Source organism: Pseudorhizobium halotolerans (genome assembly GCF_902153235.2).
GTDB lineage: Bacteria > Pseudomonadota > Alphaproteobacteria > Rhizobiales > Rhizobiaceae > Neorhizobium > Neorhizobium flavum.
In genome coordinates this window covers 181,229-204,947 of record NZ_CABFWE030000005.1, presented here as the reverse complement: position 1 = coordinate 204,947, position 23,719 = coordinate 181,229, and the positions used below count along the sequence as shown (strand labels likewise).

The 23,719-nt window shown below is 62.6% G+C and carries 20 protein-coding genes and 1 pseudogene; 19 read left to right on the top strand and 2 right to left on the bottom strand.

Going from position 1 to position 23,719, the window contains the following annotated elements:
- Nucleotides 1-2 precede the first annotated feature (2 nt).
- From FN060_RS05905 to FN060_RS05870, 8 genes are all read left to right on the top strand, one after another.
- A complete protein-coding gene (locus FN060_RS05905; RefSeq protein ID WP_142587288.1) occupies nt 3-890 on the top strand; it encodes a branched-chain amino acid ABC transporter permease in 888 nt (295 codons plus the stop codon).
- On the top strand, nt 883-1,890 hold the full coding sequence (locus FN060_RS05900; protein ID WP_425312142.1) for a branched-chain amino acid ABC transporter permease: 1,008 nt from the start codon (nt 883-885) through the stop codon (nt 1,888-1,890). Before FN060_RS05905 ends, FN060_RS05900 begins: the two co-directional genes overlap by 8 nt.
- Before the next feature lie 100 nt (nt 1,891-1,990).
- A complete protein-coding gene (locus FN060_RS05895) occupies nt 1,991-3,586 on the top strand; it encodes a GMC family oxidoreductase (protein WP_142587286.1) in 1,596 nt (531 codons plus the stop codon).
- A gap of 16 nt (nt 3,587-3,602) precedes the next feature.
- On the top strand, nt 3,603-4,664 hold the full coding sequence (locus FN060_RS05890; protein ID WP_142587285.1) for an enoyl-CoA hydratase/isomerase family protein: 1,062 nt from the start codon (nt 3,603-3,605) through the stop codon (nt 4,662-4,664).
- A 173-nt stretch (nt 4,665-4,837) separates the two neighbouring features.
- The gene (gene cysP, locus FN060_RS05885; RefSeq protein ID WP_142587284.1) at nt 4,838-5,824 is read left to right on the top strand and encodes a thiosulfate ABC transporter substrate-binding protein CysP; all 987 of its coding nucleotides are present in this window, start codon (nt 4,838-4,840) and stop codon (nt 5,822-5,824) included.
- A gap of 74 nt (nt 5,825-5,898) precedes the next feature.
- The gene (cysT, locus tag FN060_RS05880; RefSeq protein WP_077549805.1) at nt 5,899-6,720 is read left to right on the top strand and encodes a sulfate ABC transporter permease subunit CysT; all 822 of its coding nucleotides are present in this window, start codon (nt 5,899-5,901) and stop codon (nt 6,718-6,720) included.
- A 2-nt stretch (nt 6,721-6,722) separates the two neighbouring features.
- Nucleotides 6,723-7,619, top strand: a complete 897-nt coding sequence (gene cysW, locus FN060_RS05875) for a sulfate ABC transporter permease subunit CysW (RefSeq protein ID WP_142587283.1) — start codon at nt 6,723-6,725, stop codon at nt 7,617-7,619.
- Complete coding sequence (locus tag FN060_RS05870; RefSeq protein ID WP_142587282.1) at nt 7,616-8,638, top strand: sulfate/molybdate ABC transporter ATP-binding protein; 1,023 nt, start codon at nt 7,616-7,618, stop codon at nt 8,636-8,638. The genes cysW and FN060_RS05870 overlap by 4 nt, the downstream gene beginning before the upstream one ends.
- A gap of 63 nt (nt 8,639-8,701) precedes the next feature.
- Here FN060_RS05870 and FN060_RS05865 read toward each other — a convergent pair whose 3' ends face one another.
- Both FN060_RS05865 and FN060_RS05860 read right to left on the bottom strand, forming a co-directional pair.
- Complete coding sequence (locus FN060_RS05865; RefSeq protein WP_142588383.1) at nt 8,702-10,138, bottom strand: NAD-dependent succinate-semialdehyde dehydrogenase; 1,437 nt, start codon at nt 10,136-10,138, stop codon at nt 8,702-8,704.
- Between the two features lie 232 nt (nt 10,139-10,370).
- A complete protein-coding gene (locus FN060_RS05860; RefSeq protein ID WP_142587281.1) occupies nt 10,371-11,558 on the bottom strand; it encodes an acyl-CoA dehydrogenase in 1,188 nt (395 codons plus the stop codon).
- Between the two features lie 98 nt (nt 11,559-11,656).
- On the opposite strand from FN060_RS05860, the gene FN060_RS05855 reads away from it, so the two are divergent.
- The 11 genes and pseudogenes from FN060_RS05855 (at nt 11,657) to FN060_RS05805 (ending at nt 23,496) form a co-directional block, all read left to right on the top strand.
- Complete coding sequence (locus FN060_RS05855; RefSeq protein WP_052639517.1) at nt 11,657-12,577, top strand: LysR family transcriptional regulator; 921 nt, start codon at nt 11,657-11,659, stop codon at nt 12,575-12,577.
- A 112-nt stretch (nt 12,578-12,689) separates the two neighbouring features.
- Entirely contained in the window at nt 12,690-13,739 is a 1,050-nt protein-coding gene (locus FN060_RS05850) for a dipeptidase (protein ID WP_142587280.1), read from the top strand.
- A gap of 47 nt (nt 13,740-13,786) precedes the next feature.
- A pseudogene (locus FN060_RS05845) lies at nt 13,787-15,427 on the top strand (ABC transporter substrate-binding protein).
- Nucleotides 15,428-15,445: 18 nt separating this feature from the next.
- Entirely contained in the window at nt 15,446-16,507 is a 1,062-nt protein-coding gene (locus tag FN060_RS05840; protein ID WP_425312161.1) for an ABC transporter permease, read from the top strand.
- Nucleotides 16,504-17,436 carry an ABC transporter permease gene (locus FN060_RS05835; RefSeq protein ID WP_052639513.1) on the top strand — a complete coding sequence of 311 codons (933 nt, stop codon included), beginning with the start codon at nt 16,504-16,506 and terminating at the stop codon, nt 17,434-17,436. Before FN060_RS05840 ends, FN060_RS05835 begins: the two co-directional genes overlap by 4 nt.
- The gene (locus FN060_RS05830) at nt 17,433-18,266 is read left to right on the top strand and encodes an ABC transporter ATP-binding protein (RefSeq protein ID WP_142587278.1); all 834 of its coding nucleotides are present in this window, start codon (nt 17,433-17,435) and stop codon (nt 18,264-18,266) included. Before FN060_RS05835 ends, FN060_RS05830 begins: the two co-directional genes overlap by 4 nt.
- A complete protein-coding gene (locus FN060_RS05825) occupies nt 18,263-19,012 on the top strand; it encodes an ABC transporter ATP-binding protein (RefSeq protein ID WP_142587277.1) in 750 nt (249 codons plus the stop codon). Before FN060_RS05830 ends, FN060_RS05825 begins: the two co-directional genes overlap by 4 nt.
- Before the next feature lie 15 nt (nt 19,013-19,027).
- Nucleotides 19,028-19,936: a LysR family transcriptional regulator gene (locus tag FN060_RS05820; RefSeq protein WP_142587276.1), complete on the top strand. Its 909-nt coding sequence runs from the start codon at nt 19,028-19,030 to the stop codon at nt 19,934-19,936.
- A 120-nt stretch (nt 19,937-20,056) separates the two neighbouring features.
- Entirely contained in the window at nt 20,057-21,574 is a 1,518-nt protein-coding gene (locus FN060_RS05815; RefSeq protein ID WP_142587275.1) for an ABC transporter substrate-binding protein, read from the top strand.
- Nucleotides 21,575-21,733: 159 nt separating this feature from the next.
- On the top strand, nt 21,734-22,684 hold the full coding sequence (locus tag FN060_RS05810; RefSeq protein WP_142587274.1) for an ABC transporter permease: 951 nt from the start codon (nt 21,734-21,736) through the stop codon (nt 22,682-22,684).
- Entirely contained in the window at nt 22,681-23,496 is an 816-nt protein-coding gene (locus tag FN060_RS05805) for an ABC transporter permease (RefSeq protein ID WP_142587273.1), read from the top strand. Before FN060_RS05810 ends, FN060_RS05805 begins: the two co-directional genes overlap by 4 nt.
- Nucleotides 23,497-23,719: the final 223 nt, after the last annotated feature.

Genomic DNA, 23,719 nt, shown 5'->3' with positions numbered 1-23,719 from the left:
CCATGACGATGATCTTCGGGATCCCGATCCAGGCATTTCTTGGCCAGTTGCTCATCGGACTGATCAACGGCTCCTTCTATGCCCTTCTCAGCCTCGGGCTGGCGGTGATCTTCGGCCTTTTGCGCGTGATCAATTTCGCTCACGGGGCGCAGTACATGCTGGGTGCCTTCGTGGCGCTGCTCCTCCTGCAGTATTTCGGCATCAACTACTGGGTCGCTCTATTCGTTGCACCGATCATCGTTGGAGTTGTGGGTGCCGCCATCGAGCGGACAATGCTGAGCCGGCTCTACAAGCTAGACCATCTCTACGGTCTACTCTTCACCTTCGGACTGGCGCTCACGATCGAGGGAACCTTCCGCTACCTTTACGGCGCGGCCGGACAACCCTATTCGGTTCCCGCAGCCTTGGCCGGCGGCACCAATCTCGGCTTCATGTTCCTGCCGATCTATCGCGGCTGGGTGGTCGTCATCTCGCTTGTCGCCTGCATCGCCACATGGCTGCTGATCGAGAAGACCAAGCTCGGTTCCTATCTCCGGGCTGCAACCGAAAATCCGGTGCTCGTGCAGGCCTTCGGCGTCAACGTGCCCTTGCTCCTGACTTTCACCTATGGGCTTGGAGCGGCACTGGCGGCCTTTGCCGGCGTGCTTGCGGCTCCGATCTACCAGGTCTCGCCGCTGATGGGCACGAACATCATCATCGTCGTCTTCGCCGTCGTCGTTGTCGGTGGCATGGGCTCGATCATGGGCGCCATCATCACCGGCTATATGCTCGGTATCGCCGAGGGACTGACCAAGGTCTTTTATCCGGAAGCCTCCAACATCGTCATCTTCGTCATCATGGCGATCGTGCTGCTCATCAGGCCGGCAGGCCTCTTCGGACGGGATGCGTGACATGAGCCATACCACCCACACGACAACCGGCATACGGAACGAAAGGGCGCCGGTGGCGTCGTTCACCTATGCGGCGTTCCTTCTGGCGGGGCTTGCCTTCCTGCTTGTCGCGCCGATCTTCTTCTACCCGATCTTCCTGATGAAGCTCCTCTGCTTCGCGCTCTTTGCCTGCGCCTTCAATCTGCTGCTCGGCTATACGGGTCTTCTGTCCTTCGGCCATGCCACCTTCTTCGGTGGTGCGGCCTATTTCACCGCGCATGCGGTGAAGGAATGGGGTTGGACGCCGGAGCTTGGCGTGCTGCTCGGCGTGGCGGGAGCGGCCGTGCTCGGCCTCGTCATGGGCTTCGTCGCCATCCGCCGCCAGGGCATCTACTTCGCGATGATCACGCTCGCCTTGTCGCAGATGTTCTTCTTCTTCTGCCTTCAGGCGGAATTCACGCGCGGCGAGGATGGCATACAGCAGGTGCCGCGCGGACATCTCTTCGGCTTCATCGATCTCAATGTAGCGACGAACATGTACTACTTCGTGCTGGCCGTCTTCATCATCGGCCTCGCCGTCATATGGCGCTTCGTCAACTCGCCCTTCGGCATGATCCTGAAGTCGATCCGCGAGAACGAGGCACGGGCGACGTCGCTCGGTTACTCGGTGGCCCACTACAAGCTCGGTGCCTTCGTCATGTCGGCAGCGCTCGCCGGGCTCGCCGGCGGCGTGAAGTCGCTCGTCTTCCAGTTCGCGACGCTGACGGACGTGACCTGGCAGATGTCGGGCGAGGTGATCCTGATGACTCTGCTTGGCGGCATCGGCACCCTGATCGGACCGATCTTTGGTGCTGGTCTGGTGGTGACGCTACAGAACTATCTGGCTACCTCCGATTTCCCGGTCACGATCATCACCGGCGTCGTCTTCATGGTCTGCGTGCTCGTCTTCCGCCGCGGCATCATCGGCGAGTTCTACGCCTCGCGGCTCGGTCGCAGGCTCGGGTTCGAACACAGGCAGTAGGGCGGACCGGACGCGCCTCAGCGCGCGTCCATCGCATGAAATCGAGGCAACTGGACTGCAGGCTTCGTCTGTGGTGACGGCGAGCCTTTGGAGACGCGGAATGGAACAGTACGACTACATCGTCGTGGGGGCGGGAAGCGCGGGATGCGTGCTCGCCAATCGGCTGTCGGCCGACAGCCGCAACCGTGTGCTGCTCTTGGAAGCCGGCGGCACCGACAACTATCACTGGGTTCATATTCCGGTCGGCTATCTCTACTGCATTAACAACCCGCGCACCGACTGGTGCTTCACCACCGAGAAGGAAGAGGGGCTGAACGGCCGCTCGCTCTCCTATCCGCGCGGCAAACTGCTGGGCGGCTGCTCATCCATCAACGGCATGATCTACATGCGCGGCCAGGCGCGAGATTATGACCTCTGGCGTCAGCTGGGCTGCGAAGGCTGGGGGTGGGACGATGTGCTGCCCTTTTTCAAGAAATCGGAGGACCATTACCGTGGCGCCGACGACCTCCACGGCGCCGGCGGGGAATGGCTGGTGGAGAAGTCGCGGGTGCGCTGGGCGGTGCTCGATGCCTTCCAGAAGGCGGCCGAAGAGGCCGGCATCCCGATCACCGAAGACTTCAACCGCGGCTCCAACGAGGGTTCTGGATATTTCGACGTCAATCAGCGGTCGGGGATACGCTGGAACACCTCCAAGGCCTTCCTTCGGCCGGCCAAGGGAAGGCGTAACCTGACTGTCCTGACCAAGGCCCATGCACGGCGGCTGATTGTCGAGGGTGGCGAGGTGAAGGGGATCGAGTTCCAGCATGGCGGGGTTGCAAAGCAAGCCTTCGCCTCCCGCGAAACCATCCTGAGTGCAGGTTCCATCGGCTCGCCACAGATCCTCGAGCTTTCCGGGATCGGCCGCGGCGACGTGCTGCAGCAGGCCGGGATCGAGGTTGTCAAGGAGGTGAAGGGCGTCGGGGAGAACCTACAGGATCACCTGCAGCTACGCATGGTCTACAAGGTCACAGGCGTTCCGACACTCAACGAGAAGGCATCACGCCTCATCGGCAAGGCGGCGATCGGTCTCGAATACGCCTTCCGCCGTTCAGGGCCGATGTCCATGGCGCCGAGCCAGCTCGGGATATTCACGCGATCGGGCCCGGACAAGGAGATGCCCGACCTGCAATACCACATCCAGCCTGTCTCTCTCGACAAGTTCGGCGATCCTGTCCATGGTTTCCCGGCCATGACCGCCAGCGTGTGCAACCTCCGGCCGGAAAGCCGCGGCTCGGTTCATGTGAAGAGCAGCGACTTTGCCGCAGCGCCGGCGATCAAGCCGAACTACCTGTCGTCACCGGCCGACCGCGAAGTCGCGGTCAAGGCGATCCGGCTCACGCGGGAGATCGTCCGCAAGCCGTCCTTCGCGCGCTACCATCCGGAGGAGTACAAGCCGGGGCCGAGCTACGAGAGCGACGCCGATTTGGAAAAGGCGGCGGGCGATATCGGAACGACAATCTTCCATCCGGTCGGCACCGTGCGCATGGGAGCCGATCCCGACAGCGTTGTCGATCCGCGCCTGCGGTTGCGAGCACTAGGACGTCTGCGTGTAGCGGATGCGTCGATCATGCCGAATATCGTTTCCGGCAACACCAACTCCCCGACTATCATGATTGCCGAGAAGGCGGCGGAGATGATTCTGGCCGACAATCGATGAAGAGGGAGGTAGGGCGATGAGCGACGAAGTCATTCTCGACAGGGTGGGATCGGCTGCGGTGATCCGGCTCAATCGGCCGAAGGCGCTGAACAGCCTCAATCTGCCAATGGTTCGGGCGATCCGGGAGGCGATGGAGCAGTATCTGGACGATGCGTCCATCCGGGCCGTCATCTTGAAGGGAGAAGGCGAGAGGGGCCTCTGTGCCGGCGGCGACATCCGCGTGCTCTATGACATGGGAAAGCGTAGCGATCCCGAAGCGACCCGCTTCTGGCGTGAGGAATTTCCGCTCAACTATGCCATTTCACGCTATCCCAAACCGTATGTGGCTCTGATGGACGGCATCACGATGGGGGGCGGTGTCGGGCTTTCTGCCCATGGCCGTCATCGCATCGTGACGGAGCGGACGCGGCTTGCCATGCCCGAGACCGGTATCGGCTATTTTCCGGATGTGGGTGCCACCTGGCTCCTGCCGCAGGCCCCCGGTGAAGTAGGAACCTGGATGGGGCTGACCGGCATCGAGGTCGACGCAGCCGGTGCGATCTACGCGGGACTTGCCGACGTGCTTGTACCGTCGGATCGACTGGATGCGCTGGTGGAAGCGATTGGGGCGCTCTCTGGAGAAGCAGACGACGGAAGCGTCGAAGCGACGATTGCTCGTTTTTCAGTTCCGACTACAGAGAGCGCACTCGAGAAGAACCGGTCCGTGATCGATCGCTGCTTTGGCTTCGACCGTGTCGAAGACATCCTTGAAGCACTCGCCGATGAGGGTGGGGAGTTCGCCGCCACCACCCGCGACACAATGCTCAAGCGTTCGCCGACCAGCCTAAGGCTGACATTGCGCCTGCTGCGCGCCGGACGCCAGAGCTCGGGACTCGTGGAATGCCTCGAACGGGAGTTCGGTGCGGGCGTGGAGATTCTGCGCAATCACGACTTCTACGAAGGGGTGCGTGCGGCAATCATCGACAAGGACCGCAACCCGCAATGGTCGCCCGCAAGCCTCGATGAGGTACGCGCGGAGAGCATCGGGGCCTATCTCGGCGGCAAGCATGGCAGCCTGTTTCCCGACCATCGCCTCTGAGTATCGTATTCTCCAAGATGGGCTTCTCTCCTAGTGGTGGGAGATATCTGTCGTGCGTCTACCGATAAAAGGAACAGAATTCCCATGCGGGCTGCGGCGTGGGGCGCCGGTTCCTCGCAGTCGCAGGGATCAATCGGTACCTTCCGGGACATCAACGAATTCCGGAGACCTTCATGAACCGCCTCCTCGTCCTTGGCACTGCTCTCGCCGCCCTGTTTGCCGCGCCGGCCTTTGCTCAGTCGCCGACTACCCTCCTCAACGCGTCCTACGACATCGCCCGCGAAATCTTTGCGGCGGAGAACGAAGCCTTTGTGAAGCAGAACCCCGGCGTCACCATCGACCAGTCGCATGCCGGTACGTCGAAGCAGGCACGCGCGATCGTCGAGGGACTGGAAGCGGATGTCGTCACCTTCAACCAGGTTACTGACATCGACTTCCTGGTGAAGCAGGGCTTCGTCTCGGATGACTGGCAGCAGGATTTCCCTAACAGCGCCTCTCCCTTCTACTCCTTCCCGTCCTTCCTGGTGCGCGAGGGCAACCCGAAGAACATCAAGGACTGGAACGATCTGGCGCGCGACGACGTGCAGGTGATCTTCCCGAACCCGAAGACCTCTGGCAATGCCCGCTACACCTATCTCGCGGCAACCGCTTACGCGAAGGAAGCCTTCGGTGGAGACGAGGAGAAGGTCGAAGCGTTCATCAGCAAGATCTTCGACAACGTCCCGGTCTTCGACACCGGCGGCCGCGCCGCAACGACCACATTCGTCGAGCGCGAGATCGGCGACGTGATCATTACTTTCGAGGCCGAGACCCGCGCCATTGCCAAGCAGTATGGCGAAGACAAGTTCGACGCGGTCGTGCCGTCCGTCAGCCTGCTTGCGGAGTTCCCGGTGGCGATTGTCGACAAGGTGGTGGACAAGCGTGGCTCCCGCGATCTCGCAAAGAGCTATCTCGACTTCCTCTATACGGAAGAAGGGCAGCGGATTGCCGCCGAATTTGGTCACCGTGTCCATAACGAGACGGTTTCCGCCGAATTCAAGGACCAGTTCCCGGATATCCGTCTCGTCAACGTCGATGATGTCTTCGGTGGCTGGAGCAAGATTCAGGAGGAGCACTTCGCCTCCGGCGCCATTCTCGACACGCTGTACGGCAGCCGCTGATCCGTCTCCCAGGACGACCCTCCCGGCGGTTGAAAGACCGTCGGGTTTCGCATTCCAAGAACAGGGGAATACGCTTGAGACGCAATGTCCTGCCGGGACTGTCACTTTCGCTCGGCGTCACGCTCTTCTATGTCGGCCTGATCGTGGTGCTGCCCCTCACGGCACTGATCTTCAAGGCGGCCAGCCTTGGTCCTGCCGATTACTGGTCGATCATCTCGTCCCCGCGGGCGGTGGCAAGCTACCGCGTGACGGTGCTCACTGCACTGGGCGCGACGGCGTTCAACCTGGTCTTCGGTCTGGCGCTGGCCTGGGTCCTGACCCGCTACCGCTTCCCTGGTTGGCGGCTCGTCGATGCCATGGTCGACCTCCCTTTCGCCTTGCCCACTGCCGTTGCGGGGATTTCGCTGACCGCGCTGTTCGCCAGTAACGGCTGGTTCGGCTCGGTCCTTTCCGACCTGGGTATCAAAGTCGCCTACACGCCGCTCGGCATCATGATCGCCATGTGCTTCACGTCGCTGCCGTTCATCGTGCGGACGGTGCAGCCGGTGCTGGAGGATCTCGATCCGGCGCTGGAAGAGGCTGGTCAATCACTGGGCGGCTCGGACTGGACGATCTTCCGGAAGGTGATCTTTCCCCTGCTGAAGCCGGCGCTCTTGGCCGGGCTGTCGCTCTCTTTCGCGCGCTCGCTGGGCGAGTTCGGAGCCATCATCTTCATCGCCGGCAACCAGCCCATGTCGACAGAGATCACGGCTCTTCTCGTCTTCATCCGCCTGGAGGAATACGACTACCAAGCCGCCGCCGCCATCGCCTCCGTCCTGCTCTTCACGGCCTTCGCAATGCTGGCGATTACCAACCTGCTGCAGGCGCGGGCCTTGCGCTACACCGTGAGGAACTGACGATGTCTGGCGCCCATCCCGGCCGCAAGCCGCCGCGCGTCGGCGACCAGCCACTATTTCGCCGGTCCCTGATCGCACTCGTACTGATCATCGGCGCGCTCCTGATCCTGGCCCCGCTCATCGTCATCGGGTTCGAAGCCTTCTCGGAAGGCTGGCGCGTCTATGCCTCGACGCTCGTCCATCCCGACACGCGCCACGCCATTTTCCTGACGGTGGTGACTGCGCTGATCGCTGTCCCGATCAATACGATATTCGGGGTGGCCGCAGCCTGGGCGATCACCAAGTTCGAGTTCACCGGTCGCCGTTTCCTGCTGGTTGTGATCGAGATCCCCTTCTCGATCTCACCGATCGTCGCCGGTGTCGCCTACCTCTTCGTTTACGGTTTGCAGGGTTATCTCGGGCCACTGTTCGACGCCTACGATGTGAAGGTGCTGTTCGCGCTGCCCGGCATCGTGCTTGCCTCCATGTTCGTCACCGCACCCTTCGTAGCGCGTGAACTTATCCCGCTGATGCAGGCGCAGGGGCGGGATCTTGAGGAAGCTGCGACCTCGCTCGGCGCATCGGGCTGGCGAACCTTCTTTTCCGTCACGCTTCCGAACATCAAGTGGGCCCTGCTCTACGGGGTGGTGCTCTGCAATGCCCGCGTGATGGGCGAGTTCGGTGCCGTGTCCGTCGTGTCCGGCAATATCCGCGGCCAGACCAACACGCTGCCGCTGCATATCGAGCTGCTCTACCATGACTACCAGGCGGCCGGCGCCTTTGCCTCGGCCTCCATACTGGCGGTCATCGCCGTATTCACCATCATCGCCAAGGTCGCGCTGGAGCGGCAGGGTGCGGGACGTGTTCGTCGTCCCGCCTTGTCGGCGCCGGTTATGCCTGCCGTGGAGCCAAAGCCATGAAAATCCGCCTCGAGCACGTCTTCAAAACCTTCGATACCTTCCGAGCCGTCCGGGACGTCTCGCTGGACATCGAGAGCGGTGAACTGGTTGCCCTGCTCGGGCCCTCGGGTTCCGGCAAGACGACGATCCTGCGCATGGTCGCCGGCCTCGAATACGCCGACGGCGGGCACATCTATTTCGGGGAGCAGGACGCGACGGACATTCCGGTACGCGAGCGGGGCGTCGGCTTCGTCTTCCAGCACTACGCGCTCTTCCCGCACATGACCGTGGCGGAGAACATCGCCTTCGGGATGAAGGTCTCGAAGGTCACACGCGAGAAGGCGGTGATCGCCCAGCGCGTCGAGGATCTGTTGCGGCTCGTGCGGCTGGAGGGTCTGGGCGAACGCTTCCCGGCACAGATTTCCGGCGGGCAGCGTCAGCGTGTCGCCCTGGCTCGGGCCCTTGCCGTTGATCCGAAAGTGCTGCTGCTCGATGAACCCTTCGGCGCACTCGATGCCGCCGTTCGCCGCGATCTGCGGCGCTGGCTGCGAGAGATCCACGACGAACTCGGGATTACCACGCTCTTCGTGACCCACGATCAGGAAGAGGCGCTCGACCTTGCGGACCGGGTGGTGATCCTGAACGAGGGGACGATCGTGCAGGAGGGAACACCGGAGACCGTTTGCCGCGATCCGAAGACTGCCTTCGTGACACGCTTCCTCGGTGACGCGAACCGGTTTTCGGCGGAGGTGCGCGGCGGCATCGCCTATTCGGGAGGCGCCTCGGTGCCTGCTCGTGGCGTGGATGATGGCGCGGCAGAGGTCTATGCGCGTCCCGGTGATCTTGATTGGTCACCTACGGGGCCGGGTATCGCTGCGACCATCACGCGTGTCCTCGATCGGCCCGGCGGGCGCCGCGTCATGGCGATCACAGTCGATAGCGAACATCTGGAATTCGACGTGGAGCCGGAGCTGGCGATCCGAGCGGGTGAGCAGGGTTTCGTGACCCTGCGGCGGGCGCAGGTGTTTGCTGCCGAATAGGCGAGATACGTAAGAAGGCCGGCGGATCGATCCGCCGGCCTTTTTGCATAGCGCGAGGACGTCTCAGTTCATCTGGGTGACGAAACGGGTCTCCAGATAGGCCTCGACTGCTTCCGAGCCGCCTTCCGTGCCGTATCCTGAATCCTTGATGCCGCCGAAGGGCACTTCCGGGATCGACAGTCCGTTGTGGTTGATGGTCAGCATACCCGCCTCCATGTGGCGGCTCAGTGCATGGGCCGTCTTCACCGAACCGGTGAAGGCATAGGACGCGAGCCCGAAGGGCAGGCGGTTCGCTTCCTCGAGTGCGTCCTCAATCGACGAGAAGCGGTTGATGATGGCGAGCGGACCGAACGGCTCGTCGTTCATCATCTTGGCTGAAGTCGGCACGTTCGCGAGCACCGTCGGCTCGAAGAAATGGCCCTTGTTGCCGATCCGCTTGCCGCCGGTCTTCAGCTCCGCACCGTTGGAAACTGCGTCGTGAATCATTTCCTCCATGGCAGGGATGCGGCGCTCGTTCGCAAGCGGACCCATGGTCACGCCTTCTTCCAGCCCGTTGCCCACTTTGATCGCCTGGGACGCCTTGACGAACCCTTCAACGAACCGGTCCGCGATACCGTCCTGAACCAGGAAGCGGGTGGGTGCGACGCAGACCTGGCCTGCATTGCGGTACTTCGCGGCCGCGGTCACCTCGATTGCCTTTTCCAGATCGGCATCGTCGAAGATGATCGCCGGGGCATGGCCGCCGAGCTCCATCGTGGCGCGCTTCATGTGCTGGCCCGCCAGGGCAGCCAGGTGCTTACCCACCGGAGTGGAGCCGGTGAAGGAAATCTTGCGGATGACCGGATGCGGGATCAGGTACTCCGAGATCTCCGACGGGATGCCGTAGACGAGGTTCACGACACCCGCGGGCACACCGGCGTCAACGAAGACGCGGATCAGTTCCGCCGGAGAGGCGGGCGTTTCCTCGGGTGCCTTGACGATGATCGAGCAGCCGGTGCAAAGCGCTGCGGAGAGCTTGCGAACGATCTGGTTGATCGGGAAGTTCCACGGCGTGAAGGCGGCAACGGGGCCGACGGGGAGCTTCACCGTCATCTGCGATACGCCGCTGAAGCGCGACGGGATGACCTGCCCGTAGGTGCGACGGCCCTCCTCGGCGAACCAGTCGATCGTATCGGCCGCGCCGAGGATCTCGGCCTTGGACTGCGCCAGCGGCTTGCCCTGTTCGCGGGTCATCAGCCAGGAGACGTAGCCGACGCGTTCGCGCAGCAGCTGGGCGGCCTTGCGCATGATCTTCGAACGCTCGAGGGGAGAGGTTTCCCGCCAGACCTTGAAGCCGCGTTCAGCCGCTTCAAGCGCCAGGTCGAGATCCGCGTGACGGGCGTGTGCAATCTTGCCGATCACCTCTTCCGTAGCCGGATCCGAAACAGGAATGGTCTCGCCGCCGGCGGCGTCGCGCCAGGTGCCATCGATGAAGAGCTGAACGTCGGGATAGGAGTGCATCGCGTAAACCTTCGTGATCTGGAAGACCGGAGCCGGTGGTGCCGGAACGGACATGTCGGCGGCAGATCCTGCGGGCTGGACGCCGGAGGAGCCCCGGGAAATGGCGTGAATAGCGGCAAGATCGCTCTTTCCGCTTCCTTCACATAGGCCTTCCTGCAGATCGATCCAAGGCCCCCGACGACACCGGCGGCCTATGCCGGCGGCAAGCGGCCGCCGGCATAGGTTTAGTGTATCAGAAGAATGCCTGGATGCCGGTCTGGGCGCGGCCAAGGATCAGAGCATGGACGTCATGGGTGCCCTCATAGGTGTTGACCGTCTCGAGGTTCTGCGCGTGGCGCATGACGTGATACTCGATCTGGATGCCATTGCCGCCATGCATGTCGCGGGCCTGGCGGGCGATGTCGAGCGCCTTGCCGCAATTGTTGCGCTTGACGATCGAGATCATTTCCGGCGCCATCTTCTTCTCGTCCATCAGGCGGCCGACGCGGAGCGATGCCTGCAGGCCGAGGGCGATTTCGGTCTGCATGTCGGCAAGCTTCTTCTGGTAGAGCTGGGTGCCGGCGAGCGGCTTGCCGAACTGCTTGCGGTCGAGGCCATACTGGCGGGCGCGGAACCAGCAGTCTTCCGCCGCACCCATGACGCCCCAGGAGATGCCGTAGCGGGCGCGGTTGAGGCAGCCGAACGGCCCTTTAAGTCCGGAGACGTTGGGAAGCAGTGCATCTTCACCGACTTCGACGCCCTCCATGACGATCTCGCCGGTGATTGAGGCACGCAGCGACAGCTTGCCGCCGATCTTCGGCGCCGACAGGCCCTTCATGCCCTTTTCGAGCACGAAGCCGCGGATCTCGTTGTTATGGGCCTCCGATTTTGCCCAGACGACGAAGACATCCGCGATCGGCGCGTTTGAGATCCACATCTTGGAGCCGCGCAGGCGATAGCCGCCGTCGATCTTCTCGGCGCGAGTCTTCATGCCGCCGGGATCGGAGCCGGCATCCGGCTCCGTCAGTCCGAAGCAGCCGATCAGTTCGCCGGAGATCAGCCCGGGCAGGTACTTGTCCTTCTGCTCCTCGGAGCCATAGGCGTAGATCGGATAGATCACCAGCGAGGACTGGACGCTCATCATCGAACGGTAGCCGCTGTCGATACGCTCGACTTCGCGCGCAACCAGCCCGTAGGCCACGTAGCTTGCATCGGCCGCGCCATATTTCTCCGGGAGCGTCACGCCGAGAAGTCCGGCCTGGCCCATCAGGCGGAAGAGTTCCGGCTCGGTCGTTTCGTTGAGATAGGCTTCCTGAATGCGAGGCAGGAGTTCCGACTTGCCGAAAGCGGCTGCCGCGTCGCGGATCATGCGCTCTTCATCGGTCAACTGGTCGTCGAGAAGGAAGGGGTCTTCCCAGGAAAATGCTGCGCGTCCGCTCACGGTGAACCTCCAATTGTTGTTGCCGGATTATCGGTCAGCGCCTTCGACACGGCAAGGCGCGTTTACTCATTCTCCCATGACTGATAGTAATATGAGGCATGACCAGCCTCAGTCGACGATTGCTTCCCTCCACCGCGGCTCTTGCGGCGTTCGAATCCGTTGCGCGCCTGCGCAGCTTTTCGGCGGCTGCGGAAGAGCTGGCGCTGACGCAAGGGGCAATCAGTCGGCAGGTTTCCGGGCTCGAAGACCTGCTGGGCATCCTTCTCTTCGAGCGAACAAGTCGCGGCGTCGTGCTGACGTCGGCGGGGGCGGAATACGCGAAATCGGTCGGCGCCGCCTTGTCGCAGATCCGGTCTGCGTCGCTGCAGGCCATGACGAAACGGCATAGCGACACCCTGAACCTCGCGATCCTTCCGACCTTTGGCACCCGCTGGCTGATGCCCCGCATTCCAGGCTTCGTTGCCCGGCATCCGGAGATCACGCTGAACTTCGCCACCCGCATCGGCGTCTTCGACTTCGATCGCGACGGCATCGACATGGCGATCCATATCGGCCAGCCCGACTGGCCGGGCGCCGACTGTACCTTCCTGATGGAGGAAATGGTTGCGCCGATCTGCAGCCCCGCCTTCCTTGCGGAGCATCCGATCACGCGTCCGGAAGATATCCTGAGCCTGCCGCTATTGCACATGGCTTCTCGGCCCGGTGCCTGGGCTCATTGGTTCCAGAGCATGGGCATTGCCGGTGGACCTGCGCAGGGCATGCGGTTCGAACAGTTTGGCAGTGTCGCGCAGGCCTGTGCAGCCGGACTGGGCGTCGCGCTGATGCCGCTCTTCCTGATCGATTCCGAACTCGCAACAGGGCAACTGGTACAGGCCTATCCGCATCAGGTGCGCAGCCCGAGCGCCTATTATGCGGTTGCACCCCTCACCAAGACGGACTTCCGTCCCGTGGTCGCCTTCCGCTCCTGGCTTCTGGAGGAGGTGGAACGCTATCGCGGTGGCGAGGTGATCGCCTGGTAGCATTGCTCAACGGTTCAGGATCGCGAAATTGGGCTTGCGGCCATAGGCGTGCTGGATAGGATTGGCGAGACATCCGCACCCGACTCCCCTTTCAAGCTTCTCAGGACATTCCATGGAACTCGTGTTCGACGGCCACAACGACGTGCTCTTGCGGCTCTGGCGAACGATGAAGGCGGGCGGTGATCCGATTGCCGAGTATATCGGCGGGGTGACGAACGGACATATCGATTCCCCGCGCGCCAGAGCGGGTGGGCTCGCAGGTGGCTTCTGCGCCATCTACATCCCGTCCGGCGACCTGATCCTCAAGGAGCCGGACGCATCCGGCCACTACGACACGCCGCTGGCCGCGCCGCTTGTGCTCGAACCCTCGCTCGAGATCGCTCTCGAAAAGACCGCAATTGCGCTACGGCTGGAAAGGGCAGGGGCGTGGCGCATCTGTCGCTCCACGGCGGACATCCGCCAGGCGATGGCAGACGGGGTGTTTGCATCCGTTCTTCACATGGAGGGATGCGAGCCTATCGATGCCGATCTCGACAACCTGGAGGTCTTCTATTCGGCGGGGCTGCGGTCGCTTGGCCCGGTCTGGAGCCGCAACAATATCTTCGGCCACGGTGTTCCGTTCTCCTACCCGAGGTCGCCGGACGCGGGGCCGGGGCTCACCGAGGCGGGCTTCGAGCTGGTGCGAGCCTGCAACCGGATGGGCATTCTCGTTGACCTTGCGCACATAACTGAACAGGGGTTCTGGGACGTCGCGAAGACCACCGACCAGCCGCTCGTCGCCAGCCATTCGAATGCGCATGCCCTGACACCCGTCGCCCGCAACCTGACCGACCGGCAACTGGATGCCATCCGGGAGACGAAGGGTATCGTGGGGCTGAACTACGCCGTGACCATGTTGCGGCCCGATGCACGCGACAGTGCCGATACCCCGATTTCTGACATGGTCCGTCATGTGGACTACCTGGTGGAGCGCATGGGAATCGAGCATGTCGCCCTCGGATCAGACTTCGACGGGGCCACGATTCCAGCGGCCATAGGGGATGCCGGAGGCACTCAAAATCTGGTTGCGGCCCTCCGGGGCGCGGGATACGGTGACGACGATTTGAAGAAGATCTGCCGGGAGAACTGGCTCAGAATCCTGGCATCGGCCTGGCGCGAATAGCGGGCCGACTGCCGGAAAAGCAACTGATCAACAGGGGAACAAGAACAATGATCGACTTGCTGAACAAACGCGTGCGCCTGATGGCATCGAGTGCCGCAATGGCGCTGCTTCTGGCCGGGACGCCGCAGGCATTTGCCGCAACTCCGGCCGACACGCTGGTGCAGGGCTGGGCCTTCGACGACATCATCACGCTTGATCCCGCGGAAGCCTTCGAGATCTCGACCGCCGAAGTGACGGCCAACACCTACAACAAGCTCGTCGGGCTTGACCTCAACGACACGTCGAAGGTCGTGGGAGAGCTTGCGGACAGCTGGACGGTCTCCGATGACGGCCTGACCTACACGTTCAAGCTGAAGCCTGGCCTCACCTTCGCTTCGGGCAACCCGATCACCGCGGACGATGTTGCCTTCTCGTTCGAGCGTGCCGTCAAGCTCGACAAGTCCCCCGCCTTCCTGCTGACCCAGTTCGGGCTCACCGGGGACAACGTCACAGAGAAGGCGAAGGCTGCCGACGAAAGCACGTTCGTACTCACCGTCGACAAGCCCTACGCACCGAGCTTCGTCCTTAACGTGCTGACCTCGACTGTGGCGTCGGTCGTCGACAAGAAGCTGGTCATGGAGAACGCCCAGCCGGTCACTCCGAGCGAGGACTACAAGTACGACAGCGATTTCGGCAATGCCTTCCTGAAGACCGGCTATGCGGGTTCGGGCGCGTTCAAGCTGCGCGAATGGCGTGCGAACGAGGTCGTCGTGCTGGAGCGGAACGACAGCTATTTCGGCGAAAAGGCCCCCCTGGCGCGGGTCATCTACCGCCACATGAAGGAAAGTGCCGGCCAGCGCCTTGCGCTCGAGAACGGTGATATTGATGTGGCCCGGAACCTCGAGCCCGGCGACATCCAGGCGATCTCCGACAAGGAAGGTCTCGACACCACATCTGCGCCGAAGGGCACGATCTACTAATTCAGCCTGAACCAGAAGAACGAGAACCTGGCGAAGCCCGAGGTGGTGGAGGCTTTCAAGTATCTCGTCGACTATGACGCAATCGGCGAGACGCTGATCAAGGGCATCGGCACGATCCATCAGACATTCCTTCCCGCCGGCCAGCTCGGAGCATCGAACGACACGCCGTACAGCCTGAACGTCGAGAAGGCCAAGGAACTGCTTGCCAAGGCAGGACTTGCCGACGGCTTTTCGGTGACGATGGACGTGCGCAACACGCAGCCGGTGACGGGCATTGCCGAAAACGTGCAGCAGACGCTGGCCCAGGCTGGCATCAAGCTGGAGATCATCCCCGGCGACGGCAAGCAGACGCTGACCAAATACCGCGCGCGCCAGCACGACATCTATATCGGTCAGTGGGGTTCGGACTATTTCGACCCGAACTCCAATGCCGAGACCTTCACCTACAATGCGGACAATTCGGATGAGGGCACCAATAAGACGCTGGCCTGGCGCAATGCCTGGGATCCGCAGGATCTGACTGAGAAGACCCAGGCCGCCCTTCTCGAGAAGGACAGCGACAAGCGCGCGGCCATCTACGAGGAGCTTCAGGAGGAGGTCCTGGAGCGGGGTCCCTTCGTGATTATCTTCCAGCAGACGGAAGTGGCCGGCTATTCGGACAAGCTGAAGAACTACAAGCTCGGTCCGAGCTTCGATACCAACTTCCTCCATAGCGTCACCAAGGAATAGTCGGGTCGAACCTTGGCTATTTCTGACACCAATGCGACGCTCCGGCGCGGCGAGAGCCGCGCCAGGCGTCGCGGGCTGGCGATCCTCGGCTTCCTGCTGACGGTCGCCACGACATTCCTCGGCCTGCTTGCCGTCACCTTCTTCATCGGCCGCGTCGTGCCGATCGATCCGGCGCTCGCGATCGTCGGTGATCGTGCGCCGGCGCATGTGGTCGAACGGGTAAGGCTGGAGCTCGGTCTTCACCTTCCGCTCTACCAGCAGTTCTGGATCTACCTGAAGCAAGCGCTGTCGGGCGATTTCGGGACCTCGGTCCTGACCACCAACCCCGTGCTGACCGACATAAAGCGGGTCTTCCCCGCGACGATCGAGCTCGCGACGGTCGGCACGATCATCGGCGCGGTCTTCGGCGTGCCGCTCGGCGTGCTCGCGGCCGTCAAGCGCGGCTCGATCATCGACCAGGTCGTGCGGGTGATCGGCCTCGTCGGGTATTCGGTACCGATTTTCTGGCTGGGCCTGCTCGCGCTGCTCCTCTTCTACGCGAAACTCAACTGGGTCGCCTATCCGGGCCGCGTCGATATCGTCTACGAATACAGCTTCACCCCCGTCACCGGCTTCTTCCTCCTCGACGCGGCCATGCAGCGACAGTGGGATGTGCTCTGGGACCTCTTCCGGCACATCATCCTTCCCGGCTCGCTGCTCGGCTATTTCTCGCTCGCCTATATCAGCCGCATGACCCGGTCGTTCATGCTGAACGAACTCTCGCAGGAGTATATCGTGGCGGCGCGGGCGAAAGGTCTGTCGGAGGCCAGGATCATCTGGTTCCACGCCCTCCGCAATGCTGCGGTTCCGCTCGTCACCGTGATTGCGCTCTCCTACGCAGGCCTTCTGGAAGGCTCGGTACTGACGGAAACGATCTTCGCCTGGCCAGGGCTTGGGCTCTACATCACCAATTCACTGCAGAATGCGGACATGAATGCCGTGCTTGGCGGGACCGTGGTCATCGGCTCCGTCTTCGTCGGCATCAACCTCCTGTCCGACCTTCTCTACCGGACGCTCGATCCGAGGACGCGCAGCCGATGAGCATTGCCGAGACACCTCCCAGACCCTACAGCCGCGAGTGGCTGCTGTCGGACAGGCCGTCGTCGCGCCGGCAGGCGCGGCTCGGTCGCGCCTATGTCATCTGGCGGCGCTTTTCGGAGAACCGCCTGGCCCTTCTCGGTCTGCTGATCCTGCTCGCGCTGCTGTTCGTGGCGGCGTTCGCGGATGTCCTTGCTCCGCACAATCCGTTGCAGGGCGATCTGCGAAACGCACGGCTGCTGCCGCCGGGCGCCGATGGCTATATCCTCGGCACGGACGACCAGGGCCGTGACATCCTCTCGCGCCTGATCCACGGTTCGCGCCTGACGCTGCTGGTCGTGGTGCTGGTCGCGGTCATCGCGGCACCTGTCGGACTGATCGTCGGCACGGTCTCCGGCTATGCCGGCGGATGGGTGGACGCCGTACTGATGCGGATCACCGACATCTTCCTCGCATTTCCGAAGTTGGTGCTGGCGCTTGCCTTGGTTGCGGCGCTCGGACCCGGCATCGAGAATGCGATCCTGGCGATTGCCGTCACTTCCTGGCCACCCTATGCACGCATCGCCCGGGCGGAGACGATGACCTTCCGCAACTCCGAGTTCATCTCCGCCGTGCGGCTGATGGGTGCCTCTCCGTCGCGGATCGTGCTGCGTCATGTCATGCCCCTCTGCCTCTCATCGCTGATCGTCCGGGTGACGCTCGACATGGCCGGGATCATCCTGACGGCCGCCGGTCTCGGTTTTCTGGGTCTCGGTGCCCAGCCGCCGCTGCCGGAATGGGGGGCTATGATCGCCTCCGGCCGCCGGTTCATTCTCGACCAGTGGTGGGTGGCCGCCATGCCCGGATTTGCCATCCTTATCGTCAGCCTTGGTTTCAACCTGCTCGGCGACGGACTGCGTGATGCGCTTGATCCGAAGGAGGCGGGGCAATGACGCCGCTACTGAACGTGAAGAACCTGAACGTCAGCTTTCCAACGCGCACCGGACTGGTCAAGGCCGTTCGCGGGGTCTCCTTCGAACTCGGCCGTGAGCGCCTGGGGATCGTCGGGGAATCGGGCTCCGGAAAGTCGCAGACCGGCCGGGCCATCATGGGGCTGACGGCGCCGCAGGCGGTGATCAGCGCGGACCGATTGACCTTCGCGGACGAGGACCTGCTGCGATTGTCGCTCAAGGAGCGACGCCGACTGCGCGGCAGGCGCATGGCCATGGTCCTGCAGGATCCGAAATACTCGCTGAACCCGGTGATGACGATCGGTAGGCAAATCGTCGAGACCTTGCAGACGCACGAGGATGTCGGCCGATCAGAAGCGAAGGCGAGGGTGCTCGCCATGCTGGAAGCGGTGCAGATTAGTGACCCGCAACGGGTCTTCACCCTCTATCCGCACGAGGTCTCGGGCGGGATGGGCCAGCGGGCGATGATCGCCATGATGCTGATCTGCGGGCCGGAACTGCTGATTGCCGATGAACCCACGTCTGCGCTCGACGTCACCGTGCAGATCGAGGTGCTGGGGATACTGGACAAGCTCGTGGCTGAACGGGGGATGGGGCTGATCTTCATCAGCCACGACCTGCGGCTGGTCTCGACCTTCTGCGACCGGGTTCTCGTGATGTATGCAGGGCGGGTCGTGGAGGAGCTTTCGTCGGCCAACCTGCATGCCGCGAAGCATCCCTATACGCAGGGCCTGCTGAACTGCCTGCCACAGATCGGCGAACATCGCCATCCGCTTCCCGTACTGGAGCGAAAGCCGGAGTGGGCACTATGACGGCGGCCCTTTCCGTACGCGACATGACCGTCGTCTATGACGGGTTCGCGGCCCTCGACCGGGTGAGCGTCGATGTGAATGATGGCGACTCGTTCGGCATCGTCGGTGAGTCCGGGTCCGGGAAATCCACCCTGCTGCGGGCGGTCACCGGGCTGACCCGCTTCCAGGAGGGAAGCCTGACGGTGGATGGCCGCAGCTATGACGGCCGGAAGCGCGATACGAGTTTCTACCGCACCGTCCAGATGGTGTTCCAGGATCCCTATGGCTCACTGCATCCGCGTCAGACGGTGGACAGGCTGTTGCTGGAGCCGCTGGTAATCCACGGTTTCGACGAGGTCGACCGGCGTATCGCACGGGCCCTGGATGAGGTGGGGCTCGGATCCGGTTTCCGCTTCCGCTATTCGCACCAGCTTTCCGGGGGGCAGCGGCAGCGCGTCGCCGTCGCGCGGGCGTTGATCGTCGAGCCGAAGATACTGCTTCTGGACGAGCCCACCTCGGCGCTCGACGCGTCCATCCAAGCGGAGATCCTGAACCTGCTCGAACAGGCGCGCCGCGACCGGCACCTCACTTTCATCATGGTCAGTCACGATCTCGGCGTCATCAGCCACATGTGCGAACGGGTGGCGGTGATGAAGGCGGGAGAGGTCGTGGAAACAGTGCCCGTGGAGGCGCTGGAAAGGCGCGAATTCTCGCAGGACTATACACGCCGGCTGTTGACGGCGAGCGAGGGCTTTCGTCGTGACTAACGGGAGGCCAAGGGAATGAACCTTCGCGCTCTCATGTATTTCGATGAAGTCGTCCGTACCAACTCGATGCGGGCAGCCGCGGAGAACCTCAATGTTGCCGCGACCGCGGTGAGCCGCCAGATCGAGAACCTGGAGGAGCATTTCGGCGCCCAACTCGTCGAAAGGACCAATCGCGGTATCCGGCTGACGGCGGCCGGCCGGCTGCTGGCGGATCGGGCGGGAAGGACATTGCGTGAACTCGAGCATGTCCATCAGCTCATCAACGACCTGCAGGGCCTGGAGGGTGGTAAGGTCGTGATCTACGCCAACGGCGCCACGGTCGCCAACGTCATCGCGCCGGCGCTGGCGCAATTCAGCCTTCGTCATCCGAAGCTGAGGTTCGAAGTGGCAATCACCAGCGCCCGGCAGGCGATCGAGGCGCTCGGCTCCGGCGATGCCGATCTTGCAGTCTCCTTGTTTGCCCCATCGACCGCCGGGGTGAAGCTCCGGCTGCGTTCCGAGATCGTCTATGACGTCATTGTCAGTGCCAATCACCCTTCAGCGAAGGCGAGCGACATCCCTCTGGAGCAACTGGCGCGCATGCCGCTCGCCCTTCCCGAGCGCAGCTTTGCCGCTCGCCAGGCGATCGAAGATATCTTCGCCCGCGAGAGGATCGATCTCGATCCGGTCTTTGTCAGCAGTTCCGTCGAGATGCTGAAGGAACTGGTCCTGCGTGGCGCTGCGGTGACCTTGCTCCCGGCGCTCTCTGTCCAAAGAGAGATAGAAGGTGGCCTGCTGGCTGCGGTGCCGGTCGCGAATGGGAAGGCCGTCCACACATCCATCGACCTTTGTGTCTCCTCCGACCGGCAGCTGTCTCACGCGGCCAACGCGCTGCTTGAGTTCATTGAGGAACACATGGCTAAAGCCCGCCAAGCCCAAATGTAGCATCTCGCATACGTCCCCGTGTAGCCGTTTTGGCAACGCATGTGCTTCTTTCTTACTATTGTGTGTTCGCTAGTGACATGCCATATGCCTCCTGGTTCTTTCCAGTTGGAGGCTTGACCCATGCTTACTCGTTCCAAGATCGCCGCAGCGACGATCAGCGCCTGCATCGCAACGACGGCATTGGGCGCGGGTGCGCCCCGTGATGCGCTTGCCGCTCCGAAGACATCGGTCACCATCGGCATGTCGGTCGAGCCGACGGGTCTTGATCCGACCATTGCCGCACCTGTCGCGATCGGACAGGTCACCTGGCAGAACATTTTCGAGGGGCTGACGACCATCGACCGGGACGGGCAGGTCCAGCCCCAACTGGCCGAAAGCTGGGAGACCTCCGAGGACGGGCTGACATATACATTCAAGCTGCGGACGGGCGTTACCTTCCATGACGGCGAAGCCTTCGATTCATCCGTCGCCAAGTTCACGATCGAGCGGGCGCGCGGGCAGGATTCCGTCAATCCGCAGAAACGCTATTTTGCGACGGTCGAATCCGTCGAAACGCCTGATGCGCAGACGCTGGTGCTGAAGCTTTCGAAGCCCACCGGCAGTCTTCTCTACTGGCTGGCATGGCCGTCCTCCAGCATGGTCGGCACCCGCTCCGCCGAGACTAACAAGACGATGCCGATCGGCACGGGTCCGTTCAAGTTCGTCAGCTGGGCTAAGGGGGACAAGGTAGAGCTGGCGCGCAATCCGAACTATTGGAACCCCGAAGCCGCAGCCCGGCTGGAAACGGCTGCCTTCCGCTTCATGTCGGACCCCCAGGCGCAGGCAGCAGCGCTGAAGGCAGGGGATGTGGATGCATTCCCGGAATTCGCGGCACCTGAACTGATGCAGAGTTTCGATGGCGACGAGCGGCTGACTACGGTCATCGGCAATACGGAACTGAAGGTCGTCGCCGGCATGAACAATGCCCGCAAACCCTTCGAAGACAAGCGCGTGCGCCAGGCCCTGATGATGGCGATCGATCGCAATATGGTGGTGGACGGTGCCTGGTCCGGCTTCGGCACGCCGATCGGAAGCCACTATACGCCCAATGATCCGGGCTATGTCGACCTGACCGGCACTCATCCCTATGATCCCGAGAAGGCAAAAGCCTTGCTGGCGGAGGCGGGGTTCGCAAACGGCCTGAGCTTTACGATCAAGGCGCCGCAGATGGCTTATGCGCAGCGGACTTCGCAGATCATGCAGGCCATGTTTGCCGAGATCGGCGTGACGATGAACATCGAGACCACCGAGTTTCCCGCCAAGTGGGTCTCAGACGTGCTGAAGGCGGCGGACTACGAGATGACGATCGTCGCCCATGCCGAGCCGATGGACATCGACATCTATGCCCGCGACCCATACTACTTCAACTACAAGAACCCTGCCTTCAACGAGGTGCTGGACAAGGTGCAGCAGACCAGTGACGCTAGCGAACAGGCAGCCCTCTACGGAGAGGCGCAGAAAATCCTGGCGGAGGACGTTCCGGCGCTCTACCTCTTCGTGATGCCGAAGCTGGGCGTCTGGGACCGTAAGCTGAAGGGCCTGTGGGAGAACGAGCCGATTCCTTCTAACGTGTTGGCGGAGGTCTATTGGGAGGAGTGAGTGCCGAGGTTCCGGAATGACTGACAGCCGCTCCGTGGTGTTTCAGGTTGGGCAGGTGGCTGGACTTCAATCCCTCGACCGCGTCTGGGTGATGCTCGGCGGTAGCACCTTCAGCGTCCGGAGCAATCGCGGTACCAGACGGCTGGCCGTCCAGCGATCATGACCGGCCTTGTGGCTCGCCGCTTTGCCGGCCTGATCCTGACGCTTGTTGTCGTGTCGGTGTTCATCTTCATGGTGATGGACCTGCTCCCGGGGGACCCGGCCTCGATCATGCTCGGCACCTCGGCGAGCCCCGACACGCTGGCGGCACTACAGAGGGAGTTGGGACTGGATAGACCGCTTCCGCTTCGCTATGTCGAGTGGCTTGGTGGTGTGCTTCAAGGCGATCTCGGCATCTCGTACACCTATGGCGTGCCGGTCGCCGGCCTGATTGGCGAACGCCTTGCCGTGACGCTGCCGTTGGCATCCATGGCCATCCTCATGTCACTGGTCATCGCCATCCCGCTCGGGGTGCAGGCAGCACGGAACCACCACCGATCCGTGGACCTCGCGGTTTCCCTCTTCTCCTATGCCGGCATTGCGGTTCCTTCATTCTGGTTCGGGCTGCTGCTGATCATGCTCTTTGCGACTGGCCTGGGATGGTTTCCGGCGGGCGGATTTCCGGGTTGGAGTGACGGCTACGCGACCGCCTTCCGGGCGCTCCTGCTGCCGGCACTTGCGCTCGCCCTGCCGCAGGCCGCAGTGCTGACACGCGTAACCCGTTCGGCGATCCTCGATGTGCTTGCCGAGGATTACATCAGGACGGCCCGCGCCAAGGGGTTGAGCGAGCGGGCGGCCGTCTGGCGGCACGCACTTCCGGCTTCGCTCGTGCCGATCGTCACCGTCCTCGGCCTGCAGTTCACCTTTCTGGTGGCGGGTGCTGTCCTGGTGGAGAATGTCTTCAATCTCCCGGGCCTCGGCCGTCTCGCCTTCCAGTCACTGTCCCAGCGCGACGTCATCGTCATGCAGGATGTGGTGCTGTTCTTCGCGGCACTCGTCATCATCGTTAACTTCCTCGTGGACATCCTTTATCTCGTCATCGACCCCAGAATGCGGGTGGCAAGCCGATGAGCCGTGCCATGCTTCGTCGACCGCTGCTCCTTGCTGGGCTGGTGTTGACCACGGCTTTGTCGCTGGTTGCCATCCTTTCTCTGTTCTGGACGCCGTTTTCTCCGGCCAAGATGCAAATCGCGTCCAGGCTGAAATCTCCCTTGGAGTACGGCTTGCTTGGCACCGACCAGTTCGGGCGCGATGTTGCCTCCATGCTAATGGCAGGAGCGTGGAATTCCCTTTCGACGGCGGCTGTGGCGGTCGCAATCGGCGCCAGCATTGGAACCTTGGTTGGACTTACCGTCGCGGCACGCGGCGGGTGGCGGAGCGCCGTCGTGATGCGGGGATGCGACATCATCTTCGCGATTCCACCAATCCTGTCGGCGATGATGTTGGCGGCGTTCATTGGGGCAGGGCAATTTACCGCCATCATCGCCATTGCTGTCTTCATGGTCCCAGTCTTTGCCCGCCTGACGCTTGGTGCGGCGACGCAGATCTGGACATTGTCCTATGTCAGCGCAGCCATCGGCATGGGTCGGGCGGGGTGGAAGATTACGCTCGTGCATGTGCTTCCCAATATCGCGGGGCAGATCATCGTACAGGTGACGATCCAGTTGGGGCTCGCGATCCTTACGGAAGCCGGCCTCAGCTTCCTGGGGCTCGGCATGGCGCCACCCGCTCCCAGCTGGGGAAGGATGCTGGCAGATGCCCAGACCTACGTCGGCCAAGCGCCGTGGCTGGCGCTTCTCCCGGGATTGACGATCTTCCTCTCCGTCCTCGGTTTCAGTCTAGTTGGGGACGGCCTGCGGGATCATCTCGATCGCCGCTCTTGATGGTCGGGAACTTTTTCTGGAACAAAATCGCCCTGAGCCCATTCACCGCTTGCAGCGCGGAGGGGGCGAGCCGCGCGTGCCACGGTTGCGTTCGCCTCAGGAGGTTCCTATGAAAGGATATTCTTCTGTGGCTGGTTGGGTTTCCCCATCCCCGCGATAATCTTGCTCTAGTTCTTCGGCCTTCGTCGAGACAGCCGAAGAACTGCGCCGAATGATTTTCTTG